Genomic DNA, 23,294 nt, shown 5'->3' on the forward strand with positions numbered 1-23,294 from the left:
CCGTCTGGCAGGCTCGCGCACGATTCAAAATTCTTGCTGATGCGCCGGCGCGACCGGTTTTCTCGGCTGAAAGGTATAACCCTGCTGCCCGGAAAGCACCTTGTTTGCGCGCTGGATATCTATGTCCTTCTCCCAACGCGCAATGGCCACGGTGGCGACGCAGTTGCCGATCAGATTGGTCAGCGCCCGGCCGATGCCCATAAACCAGTCCACCGCCAACACCAGTACCAGACCGACCACCGGAATCGCCGGAATCGCGGTCAGCGTTGCCGCCAGAATCACCAGTGCCGAACCGGGAATCCCGTGGGCACCTTTGGAGGTGATCAGCGACACCAGCAGAATGGTCAGCAGGTCAGTCATGGCCAGCGGCGTGCCGGTGGCATTGGCGATAAACACGATGGCCAGGGTCAGGTAGATCGAGAAACCGTCGAGGTTGAACGAGTAGCCGGTAGGAATCACCAGGCCGACCGTCGAGCTGCCGATGCCCAGGTGTTCGAGTTTTCGCATGATTTGCGGCAGTACGGCGTCGGACGAAGCAGTGCCCATCACGATCAGCAGTTCTTCGCGCAGGTACTTGAGCAGCGGCCACATCCGCAGTCCGGACAAACGCATCACCAGGCCGAGAATCAACGACACGAACGCCGCACAGGTCAGGTAAAACAGGCCGACAAGGCTGCCCAGGTGCTGCAGCGAGTCCAGGCCATATTTACTGGTGGTAAAGGCGATGGCACCGAACACGCCAATCGGCGCCAGACGCACGATCATGCCCATGATGCGGAAGATGACGTGACTCAGTTCGTTGATCAGCCGCGAAATACCCGAGGCGGCTTCTCCGACGAGGTTCAACGCACTGCCGAACAGTACCGAAAACAGCAGCACTTGCAGGATGTTGTTCTCGGCGAAGGCGCCAATCACTGACGTCGGAATCAGGTCCATCAGGAACTGCGTGGTGGTGTGCATCTGCTGACCGCGCTGTGCCAGATCGCCCATGTCGGCTTTGGCCAGTTGATCCAGATGAATGTTCGCGCCGCTGCCGATGCCGGTGCTGAAGGCGAACACAAGGCCAATCACCAAGGCAATGGTGGTCAGCACTTCGAAATAGATCACCGATTTCAGGCCGATGCGTCCGACTTTCTTCAAGTCGCCGGCGCCGCTGATGCCGCTGACCACCACGCAGAACACGATAAGGCCGATGAGCATCTTGATCAGTTTGATGAAGCCGTCGCCGAGGGGTTTGAGCTGGGCAGAGTATTCGGGAAGGGTCAGCCCGCAGACGATGCCGAGCACCAGTCCGAGAACCACTTGAAGGAAGATTGAACGCGAGCACCATCTGAGCATGGGAGGAATCCTGGTCGGTGTCCTGGCTGCCGATGCTTCGAGGCATCAGATTCAGGACTTAATTATTGTGGTCTTACCGGTATGTCCAGTGCAGGCGCAGTCTAGGCGCTGTTTTTGGATGATCGCAAGTAAAAAATCATCCATTGGCATGACCGGTCTTACCAGTAGTGCCAACCCTGTAGAAACATGGCTGCCAGCGAAGGCGGCCTGATGATCAACAAAAAGCTCAAGGTCGCAGTCCCCAGCCCATCGGCTGTGGGGAAATCCGATCAATCAGTCAACTATTGTGCAGGCGAAAAAAAACCGGCCATGACTGGCCGGTTTTTCATGCTGCAGGTTTAGCGGTGCAATTAAGCGCCGTATACCGGCAGTTTTTTGCAGATGGCTTTGACCTTTTCACGAACGGCGTCGATCACCGCTTCGTTGTTCAAGTCTGCCAGGATGTCGCAGATCCAGCCGGCCAGTTCTTTGCACTCTGCTTCCTTGAAGCCACGAGTGGTGACTGCCGGAGTGCCGAAGCGCAGGCCGGAAGTCACGAACGGGGAGCGTGGGTCATTCGGTACGGAGTTCTTGTTCACGGTAATGAATGCTTTGCCCAGTGCGGCATCGGCGTCTTTACCGGAAATGTCCTGCTTGATCAGCGACAGCAGGAACAGGTGGTTTTCGGTACCACCGGAGACCACGTCAAAACCGCGCTCGATGAACACGCCGGCCATGGCCTTGGCGTTTTTCACCACTTGTTGCTGGTAGGTCTTGAACTCAGGCTGCAGCGCTTCCTTGAAGCAGATGGCTTTAGCGGCGATCACGTGTTCCAGCGGGCCACCTTGGGAGCCTGGGAATACGGCGGAGTTCAGCTTCTTCTCGATGTCGGCGTTGGCGCGAGCCAGGATCAAGCCGCCACGAGGACCGCGCAGGGTTTTGTGCGTGGTGGTGGTCACGACGTCAGCGAAAGGTACCGGGTTCGGGTAAACACCTGCGGCAACCAGACCGGCCACGTGGGCCATGTCGACGAACAGGTAAGCACCGACCTTGTCAGCGATTTCGCGAAAGCGCGGGAAGTCGAGGATCTGCGAGTAGGCAGAGAAACCTGCCACGATCATTTTTGGCTTGTGTTCAACGGCCAGGCGCTCGACTTCGTCGTAGTCGATCAGGCCATTGGTGTCGATGCCGTACTGAACGGCGTTGTACAACTTGCCGGACGAAGAAACGCTGGCACCGTGAGTCAGGTGACCGCCGTGCGCCAGGCTCATGCCCAGGATGGTGTCGCCAGCCGACAGCAAAGCCAGGTAAACGGCGCTGTTGGCTTGGGAACCAGCGTGTGGCTGAACGTTGGCGTAATCGGCGCCAAACAGTTCTTTTGCACGATCAATGGCCAGTTGTTCAACAACGTCGACGAACTCGCAACCGCCGTAGTAACGCTTGCCCGGGTAGCCTTCGGCGTACTTGTTGGTCAGTACCGAGCCTTGGGCTTCCATCACCGCAGGGCTGGTGTAGTTTTCCGAAGCGATCAGCTCAATGTGCTCTTCCTGGCGCTGAGCTTCTTGCTCCATGGCGGCAAAGAGATCGGCGTCGTACTTGGCAATAGTCAAATCACGGCTGAACATGGCGGTCCTCAAGGATCGGGGGCAGAAAAGGGGAGCATTCTAACCCAACGGGTTTTAGATGGCATATGAAAGGACATCATGTCGCGGACAAGTGGGCTTCATGACGGGATCAGCGGTGACTGTGGCGAGGGAGCAAGCTCCCTCGCCACAATGATTGCGCGTCAATCGAACATGAACAGCGCATCGTTGCTGAACTGCGCTTCAAATCGGCTCGCCGGCATCGGTCGACCGAACAGATAACCCTGAACCTCATCGCACCCGTGCTCGCGCAGGAAGTCGAGTTGTTCGTGGGTTTCCACGCCCTCGGCGATGACCGCCAGGTTGAGGCTGTGCGCCATGGCGATGATCGCGCGGGCGATTTGCGCATCCTGCTCACCCGAAGGCAGGCCGTCGACAAAGGTGCGGTCGATTTTCAGCACGTCGATCGGGAACTGCTTCAGGTAATTGAGCGATGAATAGCCGGTACCGAAATCGTCGACCGCAATGCTCAAGCCGAGGTTTTTCAGCCCGGCAAGAATCTGCATCGCTTCGCTGACTTCGCGCATCAGGATACTTTCAGTCAGCTCCAGTTCCAGGCAGGCCGGCGGCAGGCCGGTTTCCTTGAGAATGGTGGCGATCCGGGTTCCGAGTTGGCCATCGGAAAACTGTCGCGCTGAAATGTTCACCGAGACCTTAGGCACCCGAACCTTGGCCTGATGCCAGGTCTTGAGTTGACGACAGGCCTCGCTGATCACCCAATCGCCCACATCCACCACCAGGCCGAGTTCTTCGAGCACCGGAATGAAATCCCCGGGCGGCACCAGTCCACGTCGTGGATGACGCCAGCGCAACAAGGCTTCAGCGCCGGTCAAACGCTTGCCGTCGCCGCTGAATTGCGGTTGGTAATACAGCACGAATTCGTCTTGTTCCAAGGCATGACGCAAGTCACTTTCGAGTTCCAGGCGCTCCAGGGCGCTGGCGTTCATGTCGGCCTGATAGAACTGGAAGTTGTTCTTGCCACGCTCCTTGGCGTGGTACATCGCGGTATCAGCGTTTTTCATCAATTGGCTGAGTTCGTTGCCGTCCTGCGGGCTCAGGGCGATGCCGATACTGGCGGTCACGAAAAATTCCCGGCCTTCCAGCACGAACGGTTTCACCAGACTGGCGAGAATTTGCTCGGCCACGTGAATGGCCCGGTTCAGGGCTATTTCACGGTTCACCCGAGGCTGCAGCAACAAGGTGAATTCATCGCCGCCCATGCGTGCCACGGTGTCGTCGTCGTCCACACAGCCGAGCAGGCGCGTGGCCATTTCCTTGAGCATGCGGTCGCCAGCGGCGTGGCCCAGGGAGTCGTTGATCGGTTTGAAACGGTCCAGGTCGAGGAACATCAGCACCACCCACGACTTCTGCCGCTCGGCCGATTGCAACGCAGTGTGCAGTCGATCCTGGAACAACGTGCGGTTGGGCAGGTGCGTCAGTGCGTCGTAGTACGCGAGGCGGTGGATGCGCTGTTCACTCGCTTTGCGCTCGCTGATATCACTGAAGAAACACACATAACTGGCCAGATCGCCTTCGTCGTCAAGCACCGCGGTAATGCCGACCCATGCCGGGTAATGCTCGCCGTTGCGCCGTTTGAGCCACACTTCGCCTTCCCAGGTGTTGTTCTGGTTGAGCTGTTTGAGCACGTAACGCAGATGGGCTTCCTGCTGCGCATCGACGGTCAGCATGTTCGGTAATTGGTCGAGTACCTGCTCCACGGCGTAGCCGCTCACACGACTGAACGCTTCGTTGGCCTGAACAATGTAACCGGCCGGATCGGTGATCAGAATCGCTGAAGTCGAGTGTTCGAATACCGTGGCAGCCATGCGCAGGTCTTTCTCTGCACGGCGCTGCTGGCTGATGTCGCGACCGACGCCGAGCACGCCTTCGAATTCGCCGTGTTCGTCCCACACCAACACCAGGCGCAGCTCGATGGGGATCTTACGCCCGTCGGCGCGCAGGCAATCGAACAAAAACAATTGGGTTTGTACCTGGCTGCGCAGAAGCGCCATCTGCTCGGGTTTGCCCAAGGCTTTGCTGATGCGGTCCATCAAGCCGTAGACGCCCGACAATTGCTGCGGGTTGGCGATGATCGATTGCCAGCCATTCTCGAATACCCAACTGGCTTCGTAACCGAGTACGGCTTGCACCGATGGGCTGACGTAGTTGAGCGACATCTTTCTGTCGGTAGAGAAAATCACGTCACTGATGCTTTCAGCGAGCATCCGGTAACGCTGTTCGCTGTCGCGCAGCGATTCACTGGCCTCTATCTGCTCGGTAACGTCCTTGGCGACCCCAATGATACGGGTGACCTGATCATGTTTGTCCCGGGCCAAAGCTTGTTCGCGAATGTCGAAACGCCGCCATTTACCGTCCCGGTGACGAAAGCGCAGCTGACATTGCAGCAATTGGCTGTAACCACCTGCGCGCTGGGTTTGCCGCGAGCGGTGGTAATAGTCGGCGTCTTCGGGGTGCAGCAGGATTTCCCAGAAATACTCGCCCATCTGGTGCAGCTCGGTACGGTCGTAGCCGAGAGTCTGGCCCAAGTGGTGGTTACTGAAGATCATGCGTTGGCTGATGACATCCTGCACATACAGGTGATCGGGCACCGTGCGCACCACGTCCGACCAGAACCCTTCGCGCTCCAGCAGCGACAGCTCGACAAGCTTGCGGCTGGTGATGTCGGTGATGCTCAGGATGACCGCTTTGTAGTCGTCCTGGTCTTCCGGCAGGCGCAGCACGAGCCATACGTGCTGATCGCGGCCTTTAGCGTCCTGCAGCTTTATTTCCAGCTCCAGCTGCCTTTGTCCATTGAGCACCGCATCCAGCACCTGATCGCCTATGGCGGTGTTGTCCAGTGAATGGCCGTCGATCAACAGTTTCCAGGCCTGTTCGCAGGTGTCGACGTTAAGCAGTTGCAAGGCAACTTTATTGACCTCGGTGATGCGCAGTTCCTGGAGCAATTGCTGGCGCAGTTCCGGGTTCGCAAGCCAGGTGCCCAACTGCTCGCTGGTGTGCAATTGGGCCTTGTCGAAAGCGCTCTTGAGACCGGACATGTCGAGCACGCAAAGCGCAACGCCGGTGCCTTCGAAAATGTCCTGATAGCGCCGGCGACCCTCGTTCAACTGACGCTGACGACGGCGCATGTTCAGCAGGGCGATAAACGGCAGCAATGAGAGCGCCAGTCCCAGCAGGCATTTACCAATGAATGCCGGCAGCAGTTGTTCGATCACACGTTGCCGGTCGAACAGGCCGCGCATTTGCCAGTCGCTGTTGCTCAATGGAACGGTCAATACGCTGTTGGCCAGATCGTCCTGGGTCAAGGTTCCTTGCAGGGATAAAGGCGTTGCTTCATCGCGGCTGATGATCTGGTGATTGACCCGGTTCTCCACCAGCCACAGCGGACGAGCACCGGCCTCGTCCTGTTTGGTCAGGGCAGAGAAGAACGTCGGTGTCAGACGCAAGGCCCAATAGCCGCGGGTGCTTCCACTGGCCTGATGCAACAGCAAATGCACCACGGAGCCGTCATTGGCGTTGCTGAAATAATGAGCCTGGGCGCGGCTGCGGCGCACCAGCTCGCTTAGATAGTCGGCGTCGTCGCTATTGTCGGCGCTGTCGCTGAGGATTTTCCCCGATGGGCTGAGCAACGCCAGGCTGCGAAGCTCGGGCAGCGACTGTTGCAACGTGCGCAACAGCGCCTGCTGTTCGTCGGCGCTTTGCGGCTGTTCGACGATCGGTAGCAAATTAAGGGCGATCTGGGCGTTGAGCGCCATGTTCAGGCTCACCTGAGACGCGAGATCGGCGGTGTAGTCGATGGTGTATTGGCGCTGGTTTTTCTGGGTTTCGCCAAGCTGATCCAGCAACTGCCAGAACAGCAGTGCGAGCAGCAACAGGACCAATGTCGCCAGCGCACCCTTCAATGTTCCACGCATAGGCGAGCCGGACGCGGTGGTAGAGGCGCTCACGGGGGCGGGTGAAGTGGGATTGGGCAAACTGTAATCCTGCGGTTTGGCTGGACTGGCGCGACGTGCACTATAAGCCGGACGCCCGGAGGGCGGCTAGCATGCCTTGAGTTGTGGCAAAGTGCCAGCCCCGCTCGGCTGGACTGCCATCTGTCAATAAGGTAGCTTTGCCGGTTACGCGGGAGCGTTCCAGCTCCTAGACTCAGGCTTTTTCAGCGCGCACGCTTTGATACCCTCAAGCGGACGACGCGCACGGCCTGGCCGGGCATCGCCTGCGCTCCAACCATTCATCTGTCACTGACCCTAGGTTCTCCATGGCTCAATACGTCTTCACCATGCATCGGCTGGGCAAAGTTGTACCGCCGAAGCGGGAAATCCTGAAAAACATTTCGCTGTCGTTCTTCCCGGGCGCCAAGATCGGCGTACTCGGCCTCAACGGTTCGGGTAAGTCCACGCTGCTGAAAATCATGGCCGGCGTCGACACCGAGTTCGAGGGCGAAGCCCGTCCGATGCCAGACCTGAACATCGGTTACCTGCCGCAGGAACCGATCCTGGACCCCACCAAGACCGTGCGTGAAGTGGTCGAGGAAGCGGTCAGCGTGATCAAGAACGCCCAGGCTCGCCTGGACGAGGTCTACGCGGCTTACGCTGAAGAAGATGCCGACTTCGACAAACTGGCCGCCGAACAAGCCAAACTCGAAGCCATCCTGCAAGCCAGCGACGGTCACAACCTGGATCGCCAACTGGAAGTCGCCGCCGATGCGCTGCGTCTTCCGGCCTGGGATGCCAAGGTTGAATTCCTGTCCGGCGGTGAGAAGCGTCGCGTGGCCCTGTGCCGCCTGCTGCTGTCCGCCCCCGACATGCTGCTGCTCGACGAACCAACCAACCACCTGGACGCCGATTCCGTCGCCTGGCTGGAGCACTTCCTGCACGACTTCCCGGGCACCGTGGTCGCGATTACGCACGACCGTTACTTCCTGGACAACGTCGCAGGCTGGATCCTGGAACTCGACCGTGGCGCCGGCATCCCTTACGAGGGCAACTATTCGGGTTGGCTCGAAGCCAAATCCAATCGTCTGGCGGCTGAATCCAAGCAGCAGTCGGCCCACGAAAAAGCCATGAAGGAAGAACTGGAGTGGGTGCGCAAAGGCGCCAAGGCCCGCCAGTCCAAATCCAAGGCACGTTTGCAACGCTTCGAAGAAATGCAATCGCAGGAATTCCAGAAGCGCAGCGAAACCAACGAGATCTACATCCCGGCCGGTCCGCGCCTGGGTGACAAGGTCATCGAGTTCAAGAACGTTTCCAAAGGTTATGGCGACCGTGTACTGATCGACAACCTGTCGTTCTCCATGCCTAAAGGCGCCATCGTTGGCGTGATCGGTGGTAACGGTGCCGGTAAGTCGACCCTGTTCCGCATGTTGATGGGCAAGGAAACCCCGGATTCCGGCACCATCGAAGTGGGCGAAACCGTGCAATTGGCCTGCGTCGACCAGAGCCGCGAAGACCTGGATGGCAGCAAAACGGTGTTCCAGCAAATCTCCGACGGTTCGGATCAGATCCGCATCGGTAATTACGAGATTCCGTCGCGTACTTACGTGGGGCGCTTCAACTTCAAGGGTGGCGACCAGCAGAAGTTCGTCAAGGATCTGTCCGGTGGTGAGCGCGGTCGCTTGCACTTGGCTCTGACCCTTAAAGAGGGCGGCAACGTATTGCTGCTCGACGAACCGTCCAACGACCTCGACGTTGAAACATTGCGTTCGCTGGAAGAAGCGCTGCTGGACTTCCCGGGCGCAGCCATTGTGATCTCTCACGATCGGTGGTTCCTGGACCGCGTCGCCACGCACATCCTGGCGTACGAAGACGATTCGCAAGCGGTGTTCTTCGAAGGCAACTACACCGAATACGAAGCCGATCGCAAAAAGCGTCTTGGCGAAGCGGCTGCACAGCCACATCGCGTACGGCACAAAAAACTGGCCTGATATATCGGGTTGGTTGCATAAAAAAACGGAGCCTTCGGGGCTCCGTTTTTTTTTGCTCTTTCAGGGGAAGCGAGGTGCGACATTCGCGAGCAAGCCCGCTCCCACATTGGATCTTCACTGAACCTCGGATTTGTGTTCACCCTAGATTAAATGTGGGAGCGGGCTTGCTCGCGAAGGCGATCTCCAGGGCGGTGCAATCATCTCTATTTAAATCCCCATTCAGGTGCAAAAAGAGCCAAAAAGAAGGATAAATTTATATCCAGTGCACCATTTAATTTCACAAACGCGACATTTTGCTCTGTTCCTGTGCGCGATTCGTTTGTTAAAGTCTGGCTCAATCTCTTCCAACGACAATAAATTTGCCGAGACTTTTCCATGATTGAATCCGTCGAATCCTTCCTCGCCCGCCTGAAAAAACGTGACCCTGACCAGCCTGAATTCCACCAAGCCGTGGAGGAAGTATTGCGCAGTCTGTGGCCATTTCTTGAAGCCAATCCGCATTACCTGAACGCTGGCATCCTGGAGCGTATGTGCGAGCCGGAGCGAGCGGTGGTGTTCCGGGTTTCCTGGGTAGACGATCAGGGCAAAGTGCAGGTCAATCGCGGTTTTCGAGTGCAGATGAACAGCGCTATCGGTCCTTACAAGGGCGGCTTGCGTTTCCATCGTTCGGTGAACCTGGGCGTGTTGAAGTTTCTGGCGTTTGAACAGACCTTCAAAAACTCGCTGACCTCGTTGCCCATGGGCGGCGGCAAGGGCGGCTCGGACTTCGATCCCAAAGGCAAAAGCGATGCGGAAGTCATGCGTTTTTGCCAGGCCTTCATGAGCGAGTTGTACCGCCACATCGGTGCGGATGTTGATGTGCCGGCTGGCGATATCGGCGTCGGTGCCCGTGAAATCGGTTTCCTGTTCGGCCAATACAAGCGGCTCAGCAATCAGTTCACCAGCGTGCTGACCGGCAAAGGCCCGAGTTATGGCGGCAGTCTGATTCGTCCTGAAGCCACAGGCTTTGGTTGCGTGTACTTCGCTGAAGAAATGCTCAAGCGCAGCGCTGAAACCGTCGAAGGCAAACGCGTGGCCATCTCCGGTTCCGGCAACGTGGCGCAATACGCCGCGCGCAAAGTCATGGACCTGGGCGGCAAGGTGATCTCGCTGTCGGACTCCGAAGGCACGCTGTACTGCGAGGCCGGCCTGAGTGAAGAGCAATGGCTGGCGGTGCTGGAGCTGAAAAACGTCAAGCGCGGGCGAATCAGCGAATTGGCTGCACGGTTTGGGCTGGAATTTCGCGCCGGCCAATCGCCTTGGGATCTGGTGTGCGACATCGCGCTGCCCTGCGCGACGCAAAATGAACTCGACATCGAGGGCGCCCGCACGTTGTTGAGCAATGGCTGTATCTGTGTGGCTGAAGGCGCGAACATGCCAACCACGCTGGAAGCCGTTGACCTGTTTATCGAGGCCGGCATTTTGTTCGCCCCGGGCAAGGCGTCCAACGCCGGTGGCGTCGCGGTGAGTGGGCTGGAGATGTCGCAGAACGCCATGCGCCTGCTATGGAGCGGTGGTGAAGTGGACAGCAAGCTGCACACGATCATGCAGTCTATCCATCACGCTTGCGTGCATTACGGCGAAGAGAATGGAAAGGTCAACTACGTCAAAGGTGCAAACATCGCAGGCTTCGTCAAAGTCGCCGATGCAATGCTCGCCCAGGGCGTGGTTTAAGCCGGCTCGATACGGATGATCTCAATCTGCTGATCACCGGCCGGACGTTGCCACAGCACCTCATCACCGAGTTGCGCCCCCAGCAATGCCCGGCCCAGTGGTGAACCCCAGTTGATCAGGCCTGCCGCAGCGTTCGCCTGATCTTCACCCACCAGTTGTACGGTTTGTTCGGTACTGTGTTCATCGGCGAACGTCACGCGACTACCGATCTGCACCTTTTTCGTCGAGCTGGCGGCGGTGACCACTTGGGCACTTTGCAGGCGCAGGTTGAAATAGCGCAAGTCGCGTTCAAGGTCCGCCAGACGCTGCTTGTCTGCCTGCTCGCCGTTGGCCGACTGTTCGCTGTGCAGGTGTTGCAGCTCGGCGACCTTGGCCTGCAATTGCGCCAGGCCTGTGGGTGTCACGTAATTGGGCTGCGCACTGACCTGCCGTTCAACTGGCTGATCGGCTTGCGCAGCGGCGTTATCTTCGTTGACGAAGGCGCGACTCATGATTTTCTCCCGTCATAGGGTTTAGGCCATGGTCGCAGGCTTTTGGTTTCGGCGGATGTCCGCGAGCGACTCATTGCGAGCGATAAGCTCGCGCGGTGTCTTGGTCCTTTTGCTGTTGCCAGGCTTTCTCGCGGTCGTCCCAATGCTGGCTGTGATAATTCTCGCGATCCTGGTTTTCACGCATGGCCTGACATTGGTGCAAGCCATCGTCCCAGCCTTCTGCGTACTGTTTATCTTGCAAATAACGCGGAACGTTTTTACGAAACTCCCCGGTAATTGCCCCCGCCGCCTGCCGGCCACTGCTACAACCGTCATCGAAACCGTCGGCGAACGCCGGTGGATAACCCTTGGCAAGCAGGTCCTCGTGAGTCGTCTGGCACCCCGCGATCATCACCACCAACCCCATCAACGCCATACAACGCAACATCTCGGACTCCCGGGCCGTTCGATGGCCTACAGGGCAAGTCTAGAAGTGAATAGGTGAGTCGTGCGTAGAAGGCCTGTGAAAAATCCATTCAATTGCGCAAACCGCTCTGTGGGTATGGGCTTGCTCGCTCTATCAGAGGGTTCCTGAATCAATAGTGGTACCACTTCACCTCAAGCATCACTTCGTTCTCGGGCGTTGCAAGGTGACTGAATTCACGTTGTGCGCTCAGGCGTAGGCCAAGGTTGCGCGACAATTCCCATTGCTGATTCAGGCTCACGCTGCGTCGCACTTCGCCGTTGGTGAAGAAGTCGCCCTTGGTCTCCAGGCTGAAATTGCCCAACGGGTTTCTCCATAGCACACCGCTGTTGAAACCTGCCGCCGGAGCCACGAAACCGGCGAAATCGTTGTTGTGCTCGATGCGCACAGTACCCAAGGCAAAACCAAGCACGTCCTCGCCCAGTTGCCAGGTTCCGCCGGCGCCGCCGTTGACGTGGCTGACCAGCGTTTCGTCGTCGTGTTTGCCCGGCACTCGCTCCAGGCCGCCAGTAACCTGCCAGGAGAGCGGCTGCAGCAGCTCATTGCGTGGGGTGAGGGAACGGATAGTCGCGAGATCCAGTTGCTGCAATTGCCAATGATTGCCTTCGTACTGGCGCAGCTTCATTTGCAGGATTTCGATCTGCGCGCCCAGCGGGAAGCTCTCGGCGTTGTCGTTGAGATCGTGATAAGCCATGCGTAAGCCGTACTCGCCAAAGGCTTTGTCGCCTCGCGTACCTATCCCGGCTTGCCAGGTGCGGGACTCATGGCCATCTTCGGGCAGGCCGGGGCGAGGAATATCCAGGTCCGGCGCGGGGTTCTGGTTGATCGCGCGCAGCAGTTCGAAACTTCGCTGCGAGCGTTCAGGGTCACGTTCCTGGCCGTTAGCGCGATAGCGTTCCAAACGGTAAGCCGCATCGATAATCAGGGCTTGGCGGTCACGCGGCTGTGATTTGAAGGCAGGGGCCTGCAGTTGCTTTTGATCGGCGCTGACTTTCAGCACCCATTGCTGTTCTTCAGGATCCAGTGGCTGGGCCCGGCTCAGTAATTCACGCTCACGAGAGGGGCGATATTGTATGGATTCCACCAGCCCGGCTTCTTTCACGGCTTTGACGGTATCGGTCGGAATGGCGGTAAGCGGGAATTGTTCGGTCAGGCGCAGGCTCGGGCGAGCCACTTGCAACAGTTCAAGCAAGCGATAGGAGCAGTTTTCGTCGAAAAAGAAATAGTCGAACTGGATCTGTTTCAGCTCCCAGACGTGCTCGACCATACGCTCGGTCTCGGCTTGCGTCAGGTTCAGCCGGTATTCCCACAAATCACGGTTCTCGAGACTGCGGTATTCCGAGAGTTTTTCCTGGTAGGGCACCAGCGCAAACAAGCCTGGATAGCCGCCCATCAAACCTTTCCACGCGTAAAGAATGCTGTTGTCCGAGCCTTCGATATACGCGCCAAAGTTGATCGCATAGCTGAGCAGAGAGGTCTTGTCGCTTTGCACGTCTGCCTGATCGATGCGCAGCAGCGTGTGGCCAAACATCGACGACGGGCTATTAAGGTACGCCGCCGGGAAAATCATCACCGCACTGTGCGGCGAGACGTCCTTGAACCACTGTTTGAACTCTGCGCAGTCAAGCGTTGGCAGATCAGTCAGGTTGAGCTGGGCCTTCAGCCACCGCGTTCGTGCCGGATAAACGCATTGCGCGTGCTTTTCGCCGGCACTGGCAGGGGCGTATAGCGCTTGCACCGTCGCGGCCAGCTCATGGTCGGGATGTTCATTGCCATCCGGGGCGAGGAAAAACTTTTTATCGCTGACATAACTGCGCCATCCACCCAATTTGGCGGTTTCGTAGTGTCCCAGGGAAATCCAGAAAGGGTCGTTGGCCAGTTGCTGTAAACGTTGATTGTCGACGTGTGGCGCGGCGGACAGCGGGGCGCAGACACAGAGCGCCAGCCAGGCAAGGCGTTTGAGCATAGTGGGCAACTTAAGTCGAAAGAAACAAAGACCCAAGGAAGGGCAGGTCCAAAAAATAAAACCCGCTCCCCGAAAGGAACGGGCGGGTCGAGCTTAAGCTTGAGTAGCGTACTTGGCCAGACGAGGATCGCTTTTCAGTACAGCCAGGGTGTTGGTATGCACGTCATCAGCAGTCACGTCAGCCTTGCTGAAGATTTGCTGGAAGTGCTCGTGAGTCACAGCTGCAAAGTGCTCACGGTCTTCCGGCGCAACGCCCAGTACGACAGCGTAGGTAGTCAGCGCTTCGCCGTTACCTTTAGCCATGTCTTCGGACAGCTCGTTCATCATGCCATTCATGGCGAACCAGGATTTGCCGCCATACGTCAGCGACGCGTTGGTCGAGCAACCGTTGGTACCGGAGGTCATACCGAAGGTTGCGTTGCCGGAAGTGCCGTTGGTGGTGGAAGCCAGGAAGTGAGCCGGGGTGCCACGCTGACCTTCGAACAGCATGTTGCCCCAACCGCAATCCGGCCCGCCTGGCGCTTGTGCCATGGCGTTGAGGGATACAACGGTGAAGAGAGTACCGAGAAGAATCCGTTTCATAGCTATGTTCTCTTTATGTGCATACCAATGGACAGGGTCTGGCCCGATCTGGCGCCAGTGGGCCGGTTATTGTTCCAGCCGCGCAGTTTGGAGTTTAGGCACGATCCAAGGGTTCCGTAGATTTTTGCGAAATATTCGTGAAAAACATCGATTTGCCCCCGGCCGGGCTGGGGATTACGGTTTGGCTATGCTTTGGCGAAAGGCGCGCCTTGCAAGTGAGGTATGGGCAGCGCCAGAATGCCGTTATCTGCCCCGCCTGATGTAAGGAAGCCCGATGCCTGATCCTGTTGCTGCCAGCTTGCGTCTAGCGCCTGAAGCGCTGACCCGTCCGTTTTCCGCTGAACAGTTCAGCTTCTCTACCACCAATGATCTGGAGCCCTTTCGCGGTGTACTCGGCCAGGAACGCGCGGTCGAAGCCTTGCAGTTCGGTGTGGCCATGCCACGTCCCGGTTACAACGTATTTGTCATGGGTGAGCCCGGCACAGGCCGGTTTTCGTTCGTAAAACGCTACCTGAAGGCCGAAGGCAAACGCCTGCAGACTCCGGCCGACTGGGTCTACGTCAACAACTTTGATGAACCTCGCGAGCCTCGTGCACTGGAATTGCCGTCCGGCACCGCCGGCGCTTTTATTGGCGACATCAATGGCTTGATCGACAACTTGCTGGCGACGTTCCCGGCGGTCTTCGAACACCCGTCCTATCAGCAGAAGAAAAGCGCGATCGATCGCGCCTTCAACCAGCGTTATGACAAGGCGCTGGACGTCATCGAGCGTCTGGCCCTGGAAAAAGAAGTCGCGCTTTACCGCGACGCCAGCAACATTGCCTTCACCCCGATGAGCGAAGGCAAGGCGTTGGACGAGGCGGAGTTCGCCCAATTACCTGAGGCTGAGCGCGAACGTTTCCACGACGATATTTCGTGGCTAGAAGAGCGGCTGAACGAAGAGCTTGCCAGCCTGCCGCAATGGAAGCGTGAGTCGAGCAACCAACTGCGTCAGCTCAACGAAGAAACCATCACCCTCGCTTTGCAGCCCTTGCTTTCGCCGCTGTCTGAGAAATACGCAGAAAACGCCGCTGTGTGTGGCTATTTGCAAGCGGTGCAGGTTTACCTGTTGAAGACCGTGGTCGAGCAACTGGTGGATGACAGCAAGGTCGACGCCATCGCTCGCAAGATGCTGGAAGAGCAATACGCACCGAGCCTGGTTGTAGGTCATTCGGCCAGCGGCGGTGCGCCGGTGGTATTCGAGCCACATCCGACCTATGAAAACCTATTCGGGCGCATCGAGTACAGCACGGACCAAGGCGCGCTCTACACCACGTATCGTCAGTTGCGACCGGGTGCGCTGCACCGTGCCAACGGCGGTTTCCTGATTCTTGAAGCAGAAAAAATGCTCAGTGAACCGTTTGTTTGGGACGCGCTGAAACGTGCTCTGCAATCGCGCAAACTGAAAATGGAATCGCCGCTCGGTGAAATGGGTCGCTTGGCCACGGTTACCCTGACGCCGCAGCACATTCCGCTGCAGGTCAAGGTCATCATCATCGGTGCCCGTCAGTTGTATTACACGCTGCAAGACCTCGATCCGGACTTCCAGGAGATGTTCCGTGTCCTCGTGGATTTCGATGAAGACATCCCGATGGTCGACGAGAGCCTGGAGCAGTTCGCCCAGTTGCTGAAAACCCGAACGTCGGAAGAAGGCATGGCGCCGTTGACCGCTGATGCGGTGGCGCGTCTGGCGACCTATAGCGCGCGTCTGGCTGAGCACCAAGGTCGCTTGTCGGCACGTATCGGCGACCTGTTTCAACTGGTCAGCGAGGCAGATTTCATTCGTCACTTGGCCGGCGACGAGATGACCGATGCCGGACACATCGAACGCGCACTCAAGGCGAAAGCCACGCGTACCGGGCGTGTTTCGGCACGGATTCTCGATGACATGCTGGCCGGGATCATCCTGATCGACACCGATGGCGCTGCTGTCGGCAAGTGCAACGGACTGACCGTGCTGGAAGTCGGTGACTCGGCGTTTGGTGTGCCAGCGCGGATTTCCGCCACGGTGTATCCGGGTGGCAGCGGTATCGTCGACATCGAGCGAGAAGTGAATCTCGGGCAGCCGATTCACTCCAAGGGCGTGATGATCCTCACCGGTTATCTGGGCAGCCGTTACGCCCAGGAATTCCCGTTGGCGATCTCTGCAAGTATTGCCCTGGAGCAATCCTACGGATATGTGGATGGCGACAGCGCATCGTTGGGCGAGGCGTGCACCCTGATTTCGGCATTGTCGAAAACACCGCTCAAGCAGTGCTTTGCGATCACCGGCTCAATCAACCAGTTTGGTGAAGTGCAGGCAGTGGGCGGGGTCAACGAGAAAATTGAAGGCTTCTTCCGGCTCTGTGAGGCGCGTGGGCTGACAGGTGAACAGGGGGCGATCATTCCCCAGGCTAACGTAGCCACACTGATGCTGGACGAGAAGGTATTGGCGGCGGTCCGCGCCGGGCAATTCCATGTGTACGCCGTGCGCCAGGCTGACGAAGCCCTGAGCCTGCTGGTGGGCGAGCCGGCGGGTGCGCCGGATGAGAATGGCGAGTTCCCTGAGGGCAGCGTCAATGCGCGCGTCGTTGAGCGTCTGCGGGTGATCGCCGAAATGATCAGCGAAGACGATCTCAAAGAAGCCGAAAAAGAGCTGGCACAAGAAGCATTGCTGGAGGCCAAACCGGCCTGATTTGAAGGCTACACGTAACATTGTGGGAGCGAGCCTGCTCGCGATTGCGGACTTACAGCCTACAGAGATGTTGAATGTAAGCGCCTCAGCGCGAGCAGGCTTGCTCCCACATTTGTATTGGGTGAGTGATGAAAAAGTGCCATCACTCTGGCGTCAATATTCACACAATGACCGCTCGGCGCCTTCTGGTCTCAGTTGGCGTGCTAGGCAAACTTTTCTTCTATTCTCAGCTCAAGGATATCGACAGTAATCACTGGATCGAGACAGCCTTCCTGTGTGGGGGTTGAACACCGGATCTACCGAGGGTCGCCGCCATGTCGCGCAACCTCTGCCTCACCCGTCAGTGCTTGGGTCTTGTGACCCGTATCGAATGTGCCATCCGCCCATTGGCGGGAGATACCGGCATGTGGACCCTGCTTTTCGCCGCTGGAATGGCTGGCGAACAACCTTCTGCCATCAAGGCTCAAGGGCCGTTTCACGGGCCTTTCGTGGCTGAATCAATTCTCGACACCATCGTGGAAAGCCTGACGCTGCACGGCTATGAACTGGCCGACGATCCGCAAATCTGGTGCCTGCATCTGCAAGCCCAACTGCGGGAAATCAACGGTGGGCGCGGCCGCAACCCAGGTTTCGAGTTCCGGCCCGATCGCTGAGATTTATTGATCGAGTTGGGCCGGATCAGCCTTGTCCAGTTTCACCTCGAACCCATACTCGACGGTGTCGAGGTCGGTGCGCTGGTAAGTTTCCAGCTGAGTGGGTTGCCCGTAAAAATAATGCACGCCAAACAATGCGGGGCCTTGTGCACTGGCATCGTGGCTGACCGAGAGAATCTCTTTCAGATAGTTGCCGCTATCGTCCTTGGCAAAAAACCGCCAGTCCTGCGCGGGGAAGTCCTTCAGGTCGACTACTAACGCATTGCCTTTGAGCTCCAGGCCTTTGGGCAATTGTTTGGTGCTGAGGGTTTGCTTGGCGATCGTTGCAAGAAACATCGGCATCGAGCCAACGGCGTATGCCGGCATTTCCGGAAACAGGTTCAAATCGTAAGTAATGGTGCCGCGTAGTGGGTCGACCTGATAGGCCTCGGGCGGCAGTTCAATTGGTTCGCCGCGTTTGCCGCTGTCGTCTTGAGTGAAGAACGTCACCGGGCTGTCGCCGGGGCTGAACGAGGAGCCCAGCAGCTCATCATTGAACGAGCGGGTGTGATCGAACTCGATGCGTGCAGCGCTCGCGTCATCAACCGACTGGACAACACTCACACCGCTTTTCAGTTGATCCTCGCTCAAGGTCGCGCCTTTAAGCCAGTTGGCAGCCTGATCGTCGTACACCACTACTGGTGAGGGCAGCGCCTGGATGGTTTTCTCCGTGGTGCTCGGGTCAAACCTGAGAACCGGCAGTTGCAGTTCTTTGCGGGTGACGGTGGCTGCCGAGAAATCAAGGACGCTGACCTCAAGCACGTTTATGGGGCCGTTGAAGAAAACACGGGTGTAATGGCGATTCTGTTGCTGTTCAAACGTCTGCTGCTCATCTTTGAGCTGTTTCTCGAACGCATCGCTCCAGGCCTTTTGTGCCTGCATTTCGCCCAGCTGCTTTTCGTAGAACGCAATCTGCGCGGCGCTCTCGTTGATCGATCCCGAACGGGACAAGAAGCCTCCGGTGGTGTCCTTGGCCTGGACGATCAGCGGGTTGAGCTGTGTCTCGGTGACCTCCGGTATCAACGGCGCCGTGTTATTGAGTTCGAGCTCGGCCACGTTATTGTTCAGGCTCAGCAAGGTCACGCTGATGTTGTCATCAGTACGTGGCTTGCCCACATCCTTGTCGGTCAGCGTCAGCGTGAAGACCCGGCGCGGCGCGATAATTTCAGCCTTGCCTTTGAGCATTAACGGTTGCGGCTGTTTCTTGTTGTCGACCTCTATGCCCTCGATAAACGGGTAAGTCACCGTCAAGTCGTCCGGGTTGTCGACGTTGGAGCTGGAAGGGCTGAGCTGAATGCCGGGGTCGGTTTCGGACCACTCCGGTTGAAAAGGGATCACTTTTTTGTTGCTCAGCGTTACCGACTCCCATTCCAGCCCATGAGGGAACGGAAACTGCGCCGGCGGGTTGAAGCTGAAAGGGAAGATTGGCGATAGGTCGGTCAGGTAGTCGGAGCTGGAGGTCTTACGCAGCACAAACAGGCCATTGAGGTAAGTGTCGACCAACGCTTGTGGCGTTGGATAGTGCTTGAGCAAGACCATGGCATCGTCGCCGTACTCGGTTTCCACCGGTTTTGCCTTGAGCTTCTCTTCCGCCCGCTCCAGCAGCAGCAGGGAGCCACCGAGATCGGCAATTGCGCTTTTGAGCTGTGGATCGGTAACGGCGTCCAGGGATTTTTCAAACTGGGCGGTCCGTTCGTCGAGACTGACCGGTTTTTGTTCGTCGGCGGGAGAGCAGCCGATGGTCATCAGCATCGCGCCGATGACGGCACTCGTTAAGGGCAATCGCACATCCATTTTCCAGTTTTCCTGTCCGCTATCGCTGAGCATTCAATAGTCTGGACACTAGCAGAAAAACCTTGTCACACATGCGCAGGTGGCGGATTTTCGGACTGTTTCTGGGTGTGACGGGCGGCTGGTATACTCGCCGGCATTTCCAGCCCCTGTGTGAGATTCAATGGAACGCTTTATCGAAAATGCTATGTACGCTTCCCGCTGGCTGCTGGCGCCGATTTACTTCGGCCTGTCGCTGGGGCTGTTGGCCTTGGCGCTGAAATTCTTCCAGGAAGTTTTCCACGTCATCCCCAACGTCTTCTCGATGGCTGAGTCAGACTTGATCCTGGTGCTGCTGTCGCTGATCGACATGGCGCTGGTGGGCGGCTTGCTGGTGATGGTGATGATTTCCGGCTACGAGAACTTTGTTTCCCAGCTAGACATCGACGACAGCAAAGAGAAGCTCAACTGGCTGGGCACCATGGATTCCTCTTCACTGAAAATGAAGGTGGCGGCTTCCATCGTGGCCATTTCGTCGATTCACCTGCTGCGGATTTTCATGGACGCCAAGAACGTCGATCCTGAGCATTTGAAATGGTACGTGATCATTCATATGACCTTCGTGGTGTCGGCATTTGCCATGGGTTATCTGGATAAACTGACCAAACACTGACACCGTGCGGTTCAACCAGACGGGCGGTGCGGCGGGTGGCTTGTACTTTGGTGCTTCAAGGCATATGCCTGTAAGGGTCTTGGCTTGCCACTGTTCGAGGTGCGTTCATGAACCTGCAAGAGTTGAATGCTTACGCCATTGCCGGAAAAGTTGATGAGCTCAATCTGATTTCGCTGGAAGGCGGAATCTATGTGCTTGAAGCACGGATGCATGGCGCTGCTTTTCCGCTGCATGACGGGCATGGCAAAACTTTACATTTGCGCTCGGTGGAGCACGCGCGTGAAATGCTTCAAACCACGCCGAAACTGCCTTTCCATTTGATCCACACCTCGGTTCATGACGAGATGTGTGGGCTGGGGGCCAGTGCTGAAGAAAGTCTGAAGGTGCCGATCACCTTTCATTCGAGTTGGCAGGGCTGAGCTCCCTCTCATCAACCCAATGGCATCTGTGCTAGTCTGCTCGCCCTTTTAGTTCCGGGCGCTCCGGGACGCGCTGTGCACGCACGGCATGTTCCCCGGCCGCCCGCACAGCGGAGCAGTGTCATGTCCGAAGTAAATCTGTCCACCGACGAAACACGCGTCAGCTACGGTATCGGCCGTCAGTTGGGCGACCAACTGCGCGACAACCCGCCACCGGGCGTTAGCCTGGATGCAATCCTGGCTGGCCTGACTGATGCCTTCGCTGGCAAGGAAAGCCGTGTAGGCCAGGAAGAAATGTCCGCGAGCTTCAAGGTTATCCGCGAAATCATGCAAGCCGAAGCGGCTGCCAAGGCTGAAGCGGCTGCTGGCGAAGGCTTGGCATTCCTGGCTGAAAACGCCAAGCGTGACGGCATCACCACGTTGGCTTCCGGCCTGCAATTCGAAGTGCTGACTCAAGGTGAAGGCGCCAAGCCAACCCGTGAAGATCAAGTGCGTACCCACTACCACGGCACGCTGATCGACGGCACTGTGTTCGACAGCTCCTACGATCGTGGCCAGCCTGCAGAATTCCCGGTCGGCGGCGTGATTGCTGGCTGGACCGAAGCCCTGCAACTGATGAACGCCGGTAGCAAATGGCGTCTGTACGTGCCGAGCGAACTGGCTTACGGCGCTCAAGGCGTTGGCAGCATTCCGCCACACAGCGTACTGGTATTCGACGTCGAGCTGCTCGACGTTCTGTAAGACCTGAGTGTCGGAACGGGCTCGGTCATGTGGGCGCGGGTTTGCTCGCGAAGACGGTTTGTCATTCAACGATGATGTTGGATGTTATGGCCTCTTCGCGAGCACGCTCGCTTCCACAGGGCTCGCTCCTGCAGTCTCTTGCGGCGTTTCTCATAATTCGAGCTTATGGTGCAGTTCATTGGTCGGGCGCAACGCCCGGGCATAGCAGAACAGAAACAGATTGCGCACCAACTCCTTGAGCACCACAGGCTCACTGGAACTCAAGCCGTTGACGTCCAGATCACCTTGGTCCTGTAGCTCGTTCAGGGCTTCTTCCTCCAGCACCGCGCACACTTCGCCGGTTTCCCGATGCAGGATCCTGAGGTAGGGGTGCGGCCGGTCCAGCCAGGCATCGATCAAATAAGTCATGAGTCTCATCTCCATTGATTGGGATCAATGAGAATAATTCTTATTCATCAAATAGCAAGGACCTATTGGCGGTTTGTGATTTTTTCTGGGTAAAGATTGCGTAAGGTCAAAACGGCTGGCGTTTTGCTATTGCGAAAGGGTGTGTGGTGAAGTGGGGGAAGGGGCTGGCACCACCCCACGGCGAGCGCGGGATGGTGTAACGCAGATTCAGACTTTTCTGACGAACTCGGATTTGAGCTTCATCGGGCCGATGCCATCGATCTTGCAGTCGATGTCATGATCACCATCGCATAGGCGAATATTTTTGACCTTGGTGCCGACCTTGACCACCAGCGACGTGCCTTTGACCTTGAGGTCTTTGATCACGGTAATGGTGTCGCCATCCTGCAGAACATTGCCGACCGAATCCTTTTTGACCGTGTCATCGGACGCCACTTCAGCTTCGCCGCCGGCAGACCACTCGTGCGCACACTCGGGGCAAATCAGCTGTGCGCCGTCTTCATAGGTGTATTCGGAATTGCATTTTGGGCAGGGTGGCAACGTGCTCACTAAAGCTCCTTGAAATAGGGGGGGGCTAAAAGTCGCACATTATATAGGGTTTTAAGCGGGGTAGGCGAGGCGCCGCTCCCGCAAGGGATTGCTTTAGTGGGTGCGGGCTACCGCAAACTCGCTGAGTTCAGCCAGTGCATCCCGGTATTCACTGGCGGGCAGCGCATCGAGGCATTTGATTGCACGAGCGACGTAATCACGAGCCAGTTGCGCGGTGTATTCCAGCGAGCCGGAAGCTTCAACGGCTTCGCGGATGCTTTCCAGGTCTTCGATACCACCTTTCTGGATCGCCTGGCGCACCAATGCGGCTTGCTCAGGCGTGCCTTCACGCATGGTGTAGATCAACGGCAGCGTGGGCTTGCCTTCGGCCAGGTCGTCACCAACGTTCTTGCCCAAGGTTTCAGCGTCGCCTTTGTAGTCCAGCAAGTCATCGACCAATTGGAAAGCAACACCCAGGTGATCACCGAAGTTACGCAGGGCTTCACTCTGTTCCACTGTTGCACCGCACAGGGCTGCGGCGCTGTGGGTCGAAGCCTCGAAAAGCATCGCGGTTTTGCCGCGGATGACTTCCATGTAGGTTTCTTCGGTAGTGCTGGCGTCGCGCACCTTGGACAATTGCAACACTTCGCCTTCAGCGATGATGCGAGTCGCTTGCGAAAGGATTTTCATTACCGGCATGGAGCCCAGCTCGACCATCATTTCGAAAGAGCGCGAGTACAGGAAGTCGCCCACCAATACGCTGGGTGCGTTGCCCCACATGGCATTGGCAGTCGAGCGGCCACGGCGCATGCCGGACATGTCGACCACGTCGTCGTGCAGCAGGGTGGCGGTGTGCAGGAACTCGATGGTGGCGGCGAGCAGGCGCAGGTCGTCGCCCTCGCGGCCCAAGGCCTTGCCACACAGCAGCACTAATAAAGGACGCAGGCGTTTACCGCCGGCCGAGGTAATGTAGTCGCCGATTTTCGATACCAACGGCACTCGGGAAGTCAGCTGCTTCTTGATGATGCCGTCGACGGCAGTAAAATCGTCCGCCACCGCGCGGTAGAAAGCTTGGGGTTGCATCAGCGACAGTTGCTCCAGAAGGGTTGCGCGGCATGCTAGGACCCACGTCGGCGGGTGTCAAGGCGCGATGGACGGCCACTTGCATCGCTCAAGCAGCTTGCGTACAATCGCGCACCCTGAACTTCCTGGGCAGCACCTGCCTTACGCAATT

General features: G+C 57.7%; 19 protein-coding genes. 7 read left to right on the plus strand and 12 right to left on the minus strand.

Annotated elements, in window-relative coordinates; all coding sequences use genetic code 11:
- Positions 1-24 precede the first annotated feature (24 nt).
- From ACQR3R_RS26750 to ACQR3R_RS26760, 3 genes are all read right to left on the minus strand, one after another.
- On the minus strand, positions 25-1,338 hold the full coding sequence (locus tag ACQR3R_RS26750) for a C4-dicarboxylate transporter DctA (RefSeq protein WP_428277049.1): 1,314 nt from the start codon (positions 1,336-1,338) through the stop codon (positions 25-27).
- A 350-nt stretch (positions 1,339-1,688) separates the two neighbouring features.
- A complete protein-coding gene (gene glyA / locus ACQR3R_RS26755) occupies positions 1,689-2,942 on the minus strand; it encodes a serine hydroxymethyltransferase (RefSeq protein ID WP_428277051.1) in 1,254 nt (417 codons plus the stop codon).
- Between the two features lie 161 nt (positions 2,943-3,103).
- Positions 3,104-6,952: an EAL domain-containing protein gene (locus ACQR3R_RS26760; RefSeq protein ID WP_428277053.1), complete on the minus strand. Its 3,849-nt coding sequence runs from the start codon at positions 6,950-6,952 to the stop codon at positions 3,104-3,106.
- 284 nt (positions 6,953-7,236) lie between these two features.
- Here ACQR3R_RS26760 and ettA point away from each other — a divergent pair, with 284 nt between their 5' ends.
- The gene (ettA, locus tag ACQR3R_RS26765) at positions 7,237-8,901 is read left to right on the plus strand and encodes an energy-dependent translational throttle protein EttA (protein ID WP_428277055.1); all 1,665 of its coding nucleotides are present in this window, start codon (positions 7,237-7,239) and stop codon (positions 8,899-8,901) included.
- Positions 8,902-9,104: 203 nt separating this feature from the next.
- Here the strand turns inward: ettA and ACQR3R_RS26770 are convergent, their stop codons facing one another.
- Positions 9,105-9,278, minus strand: coding sequence for a hypothetical protein (locus tag ACQR3R_RS26770; RefSeq protein WP_428277057.1), 174 nt, complete (start codon positions 9,276-9,278; stop codon positions 9,105-9,107).
- On the opposite strand from ACQR3R_RS26770, the gene gdhA reads away from it, so the two are divergent.
- On the plus strand, positions 9,277-10,614 hold the full coding sequence (gdhA, locus tag ACQR3R_RS26775) for an NADP-specific glutamate dehydrogenase (protein WP_428277059.1): 1,338 nt from the start codon (positions 9,277-9,279) through the stop codon (positions 10,612-10,614). The genes ACQR3R_RS26770 and gdhA overlap by 2 nt on opposite strands.
- On the opposite strand, the gene ACQR3R_RS26780 is transcribed toward gdhA, so the two are convergent.
- The 4 genes from ACQR3R_RS26780 to ACQR3R_RS26795 form a co-directional block, all read right to left on the minus strand.
- Entirely contained in the window at positions 10,611-11,105 is a 495-nt protein-coding gene (locus ACQR3R_RS26780; protein ID WP_428277061.1) for a GreA/GreB family elongation factor, read from the minus strand. The two genes, gdhA and ACQR3R_RS26780, sit on opposite strands and share 4 nt — an antisense overlap.
- Before the next feature lie 70 nt (positions 11,106-11,175).
- Positions 11,176-11,532, minus strand: a complete 357-nt coding sequence (locus ACQR3R_RS26785; RefSeq protein ID WP_428277063.1) for a hypothetical protein — start codon at positions 11,530-11,532, stop codon at positions 11,176-11,178.
- Between the two features lie 148 nt (positions 11,533-11,680).
- Complete coding sequence (locus ACQR3R_RS26790) at positions 11,681-13,534, minus strand: DUF7840 domain-containing protein (protein WP_428277065.1); 1,854 nt, start codon at positions 13,532-13,534, stop codon at positions 11,681-11,683.
- 93 nt (positions 13,535-13,627) lie between these two features.
- Positions 13,628-14,116, minus strand: a complete 489-nt coding sequence (locus ACQR3R_RS26795) for a DUF3015 family protein (protein WP_428277067.1) — start codon at positions 14,114-14,116, stop codon at positions 13,628-13,630.
- A 274-nt stretch (positions 14,117-14,390) separates the two neighbouring features.
- Here ACQR3R_RS26795 and ACQR3R_RS26800 point away from each other — a divergent pair, with 274 nt between their 5' ends.
- Both ACQR3R_RS26800 and ACQR3R_RS26805 read left to right on the plus strand, forming a co-directional pair.
- Positions 14,391-16,829, plus strand: a complete 2,439-nt coding sequence (locus ACQR3R_RS26800; protein WP_428277069.1) for an AAA family ATPase — start codon at positions 14,391-14,393, stop codon at positions 16,827-16,829.
- Positions 16,830-17,143: 314 nt separating this feature from the next.
- A complete protein-coding gene (locus tag ACQR3R_RS26805; RefSeq protein ID WP_428277071.1) occupies positions 17,144-17,482 on the plus strand; it encodes a PA4575 family protein in 339 nt (112 codons plus the stop codon).
- Between the two features lie 3 nt (positions 17,483-17,485).
- Here ACQR3R_RS26805 and ACQR3R_RS26810 read toward each other — a convergent pair whose 3' ends face one another.
- Positions 17,486-19,315: a hypothetical protein gene (locus tag ACQR3R_RS26810; RefSeq protein ID WP_428277073.1), complete on the minus strand. Its 1,830-nt coding sequence runs from the start codon at positions 19,313-19,315 to the stop codon at positions 17,486-17,488.
- Positions 19,316-19,475: 160 nt separating this feature from the next.
- Between ACQR3R_RS26810 and ACQR3R_RS26815 the strand changes: the two genes are divergently transcribed.
- From ACQR3R_RS26815 to ACQR3R_RS26825, 3 genes are all read left to right on the plus strand, one after another.
- Positions 19,476-19,964 (plus strand): TIGR00645 family protein, encoded by a 489-nt coding sequence (locus ACQR3R_RS26815; protein WP_007943976.1) that lies wholly within the window; start codon positions 19,476-19,478, stop codon positions 19,962-19,964.
- A gap of 107 nt (positions 19,965-20,071) precedes the next feature.
- Positions 20,072-20,383: a DUF6482 family protein gene (locus ACQR3R_RS26820; RefSeq protein ID WP_428277075.1), complete on the plus strand. Its 312-nt coding sequence runs from the start codon at positions 20,072-20,074 to the stop codon at positions 20,381-20,383.
- 123 nt (positions 20,384-20,506) lie between these two features.
- Positions 20,507-21,124: a BamJ family beta-barrel-assembly machinery protein gene (locus tag ACQR3R_RS26825; RefSeq protein ID WP_046048787.1), complete on the plus strand. Its 618-nt coding sequence runs from the start codon at positions 20,507-20,509 to the stop codon at positions 21,122-21,124.
- A gap of 150 nt (positions 21,125-21,274) precedes the next feature.
- On the opposite strand, the gene ACQR3R_RS26830 is transcribed toward ACQR3R_RS26825, so the two are convergent.
- The 3 genes from ACQR3R_RS26830 to ACQR3R_RS26840 all read right to left on the minus strand — a co-directional run bounded on the left by ACQR3R_RS26830 (position 21,275) and on the right by ACQR3R_RS26840 (position 23,143).
- On the minus strand, positions 21,275-21,532 hold the full coding sequence (locus ACQR3R_RS26830; RefSeq protein ID WP_428277077.1) for a PA4570 family protein: 258 nt from the start codon (positions 21,530-21,532) through the stop codon (positions 21,275-21,277).
- A gap of 207 nt (positions 21,533-21,739) precedes the next feature.
- Positions 21,740-22,081 carry a zinc ribbon domain-containing protein YjdM gene (locus tag ACQR3R_RS26835; RefSeq protein ID WP_201116276.1) on the minus strand — a complete coding sequence of 114 codons (342 nt, stop codon included), beginning with the start codon at positions 22,079-22,081 and terminating at the stop codon, positions 21,740-21,742.
- 93 nt (positions 22,082-22,174) lie between these two features.
- Positions 22,175-23,143, minus strand: coding sequence for a polyprenyl synthetase family protein (locus ACQR3R_RS26840; protein ID WP_428277080.1), 969 nt, complete (start codon positions 23,141-23,143; stop codon positions 22,175-22,177).
- Positions 23,144-23,294 lie beyond the last annotated feature (151 nt).

It is taken from the genome of Gordonia sp. IEGM753 (assembly GCF_050321825.1).
Taxonomy (GTDB): Bacteria; Pseudomonadota; Gammaproteobacteria; order Pseudomonadales; family Pseudomonadaceae; genus Aquipseudomonas.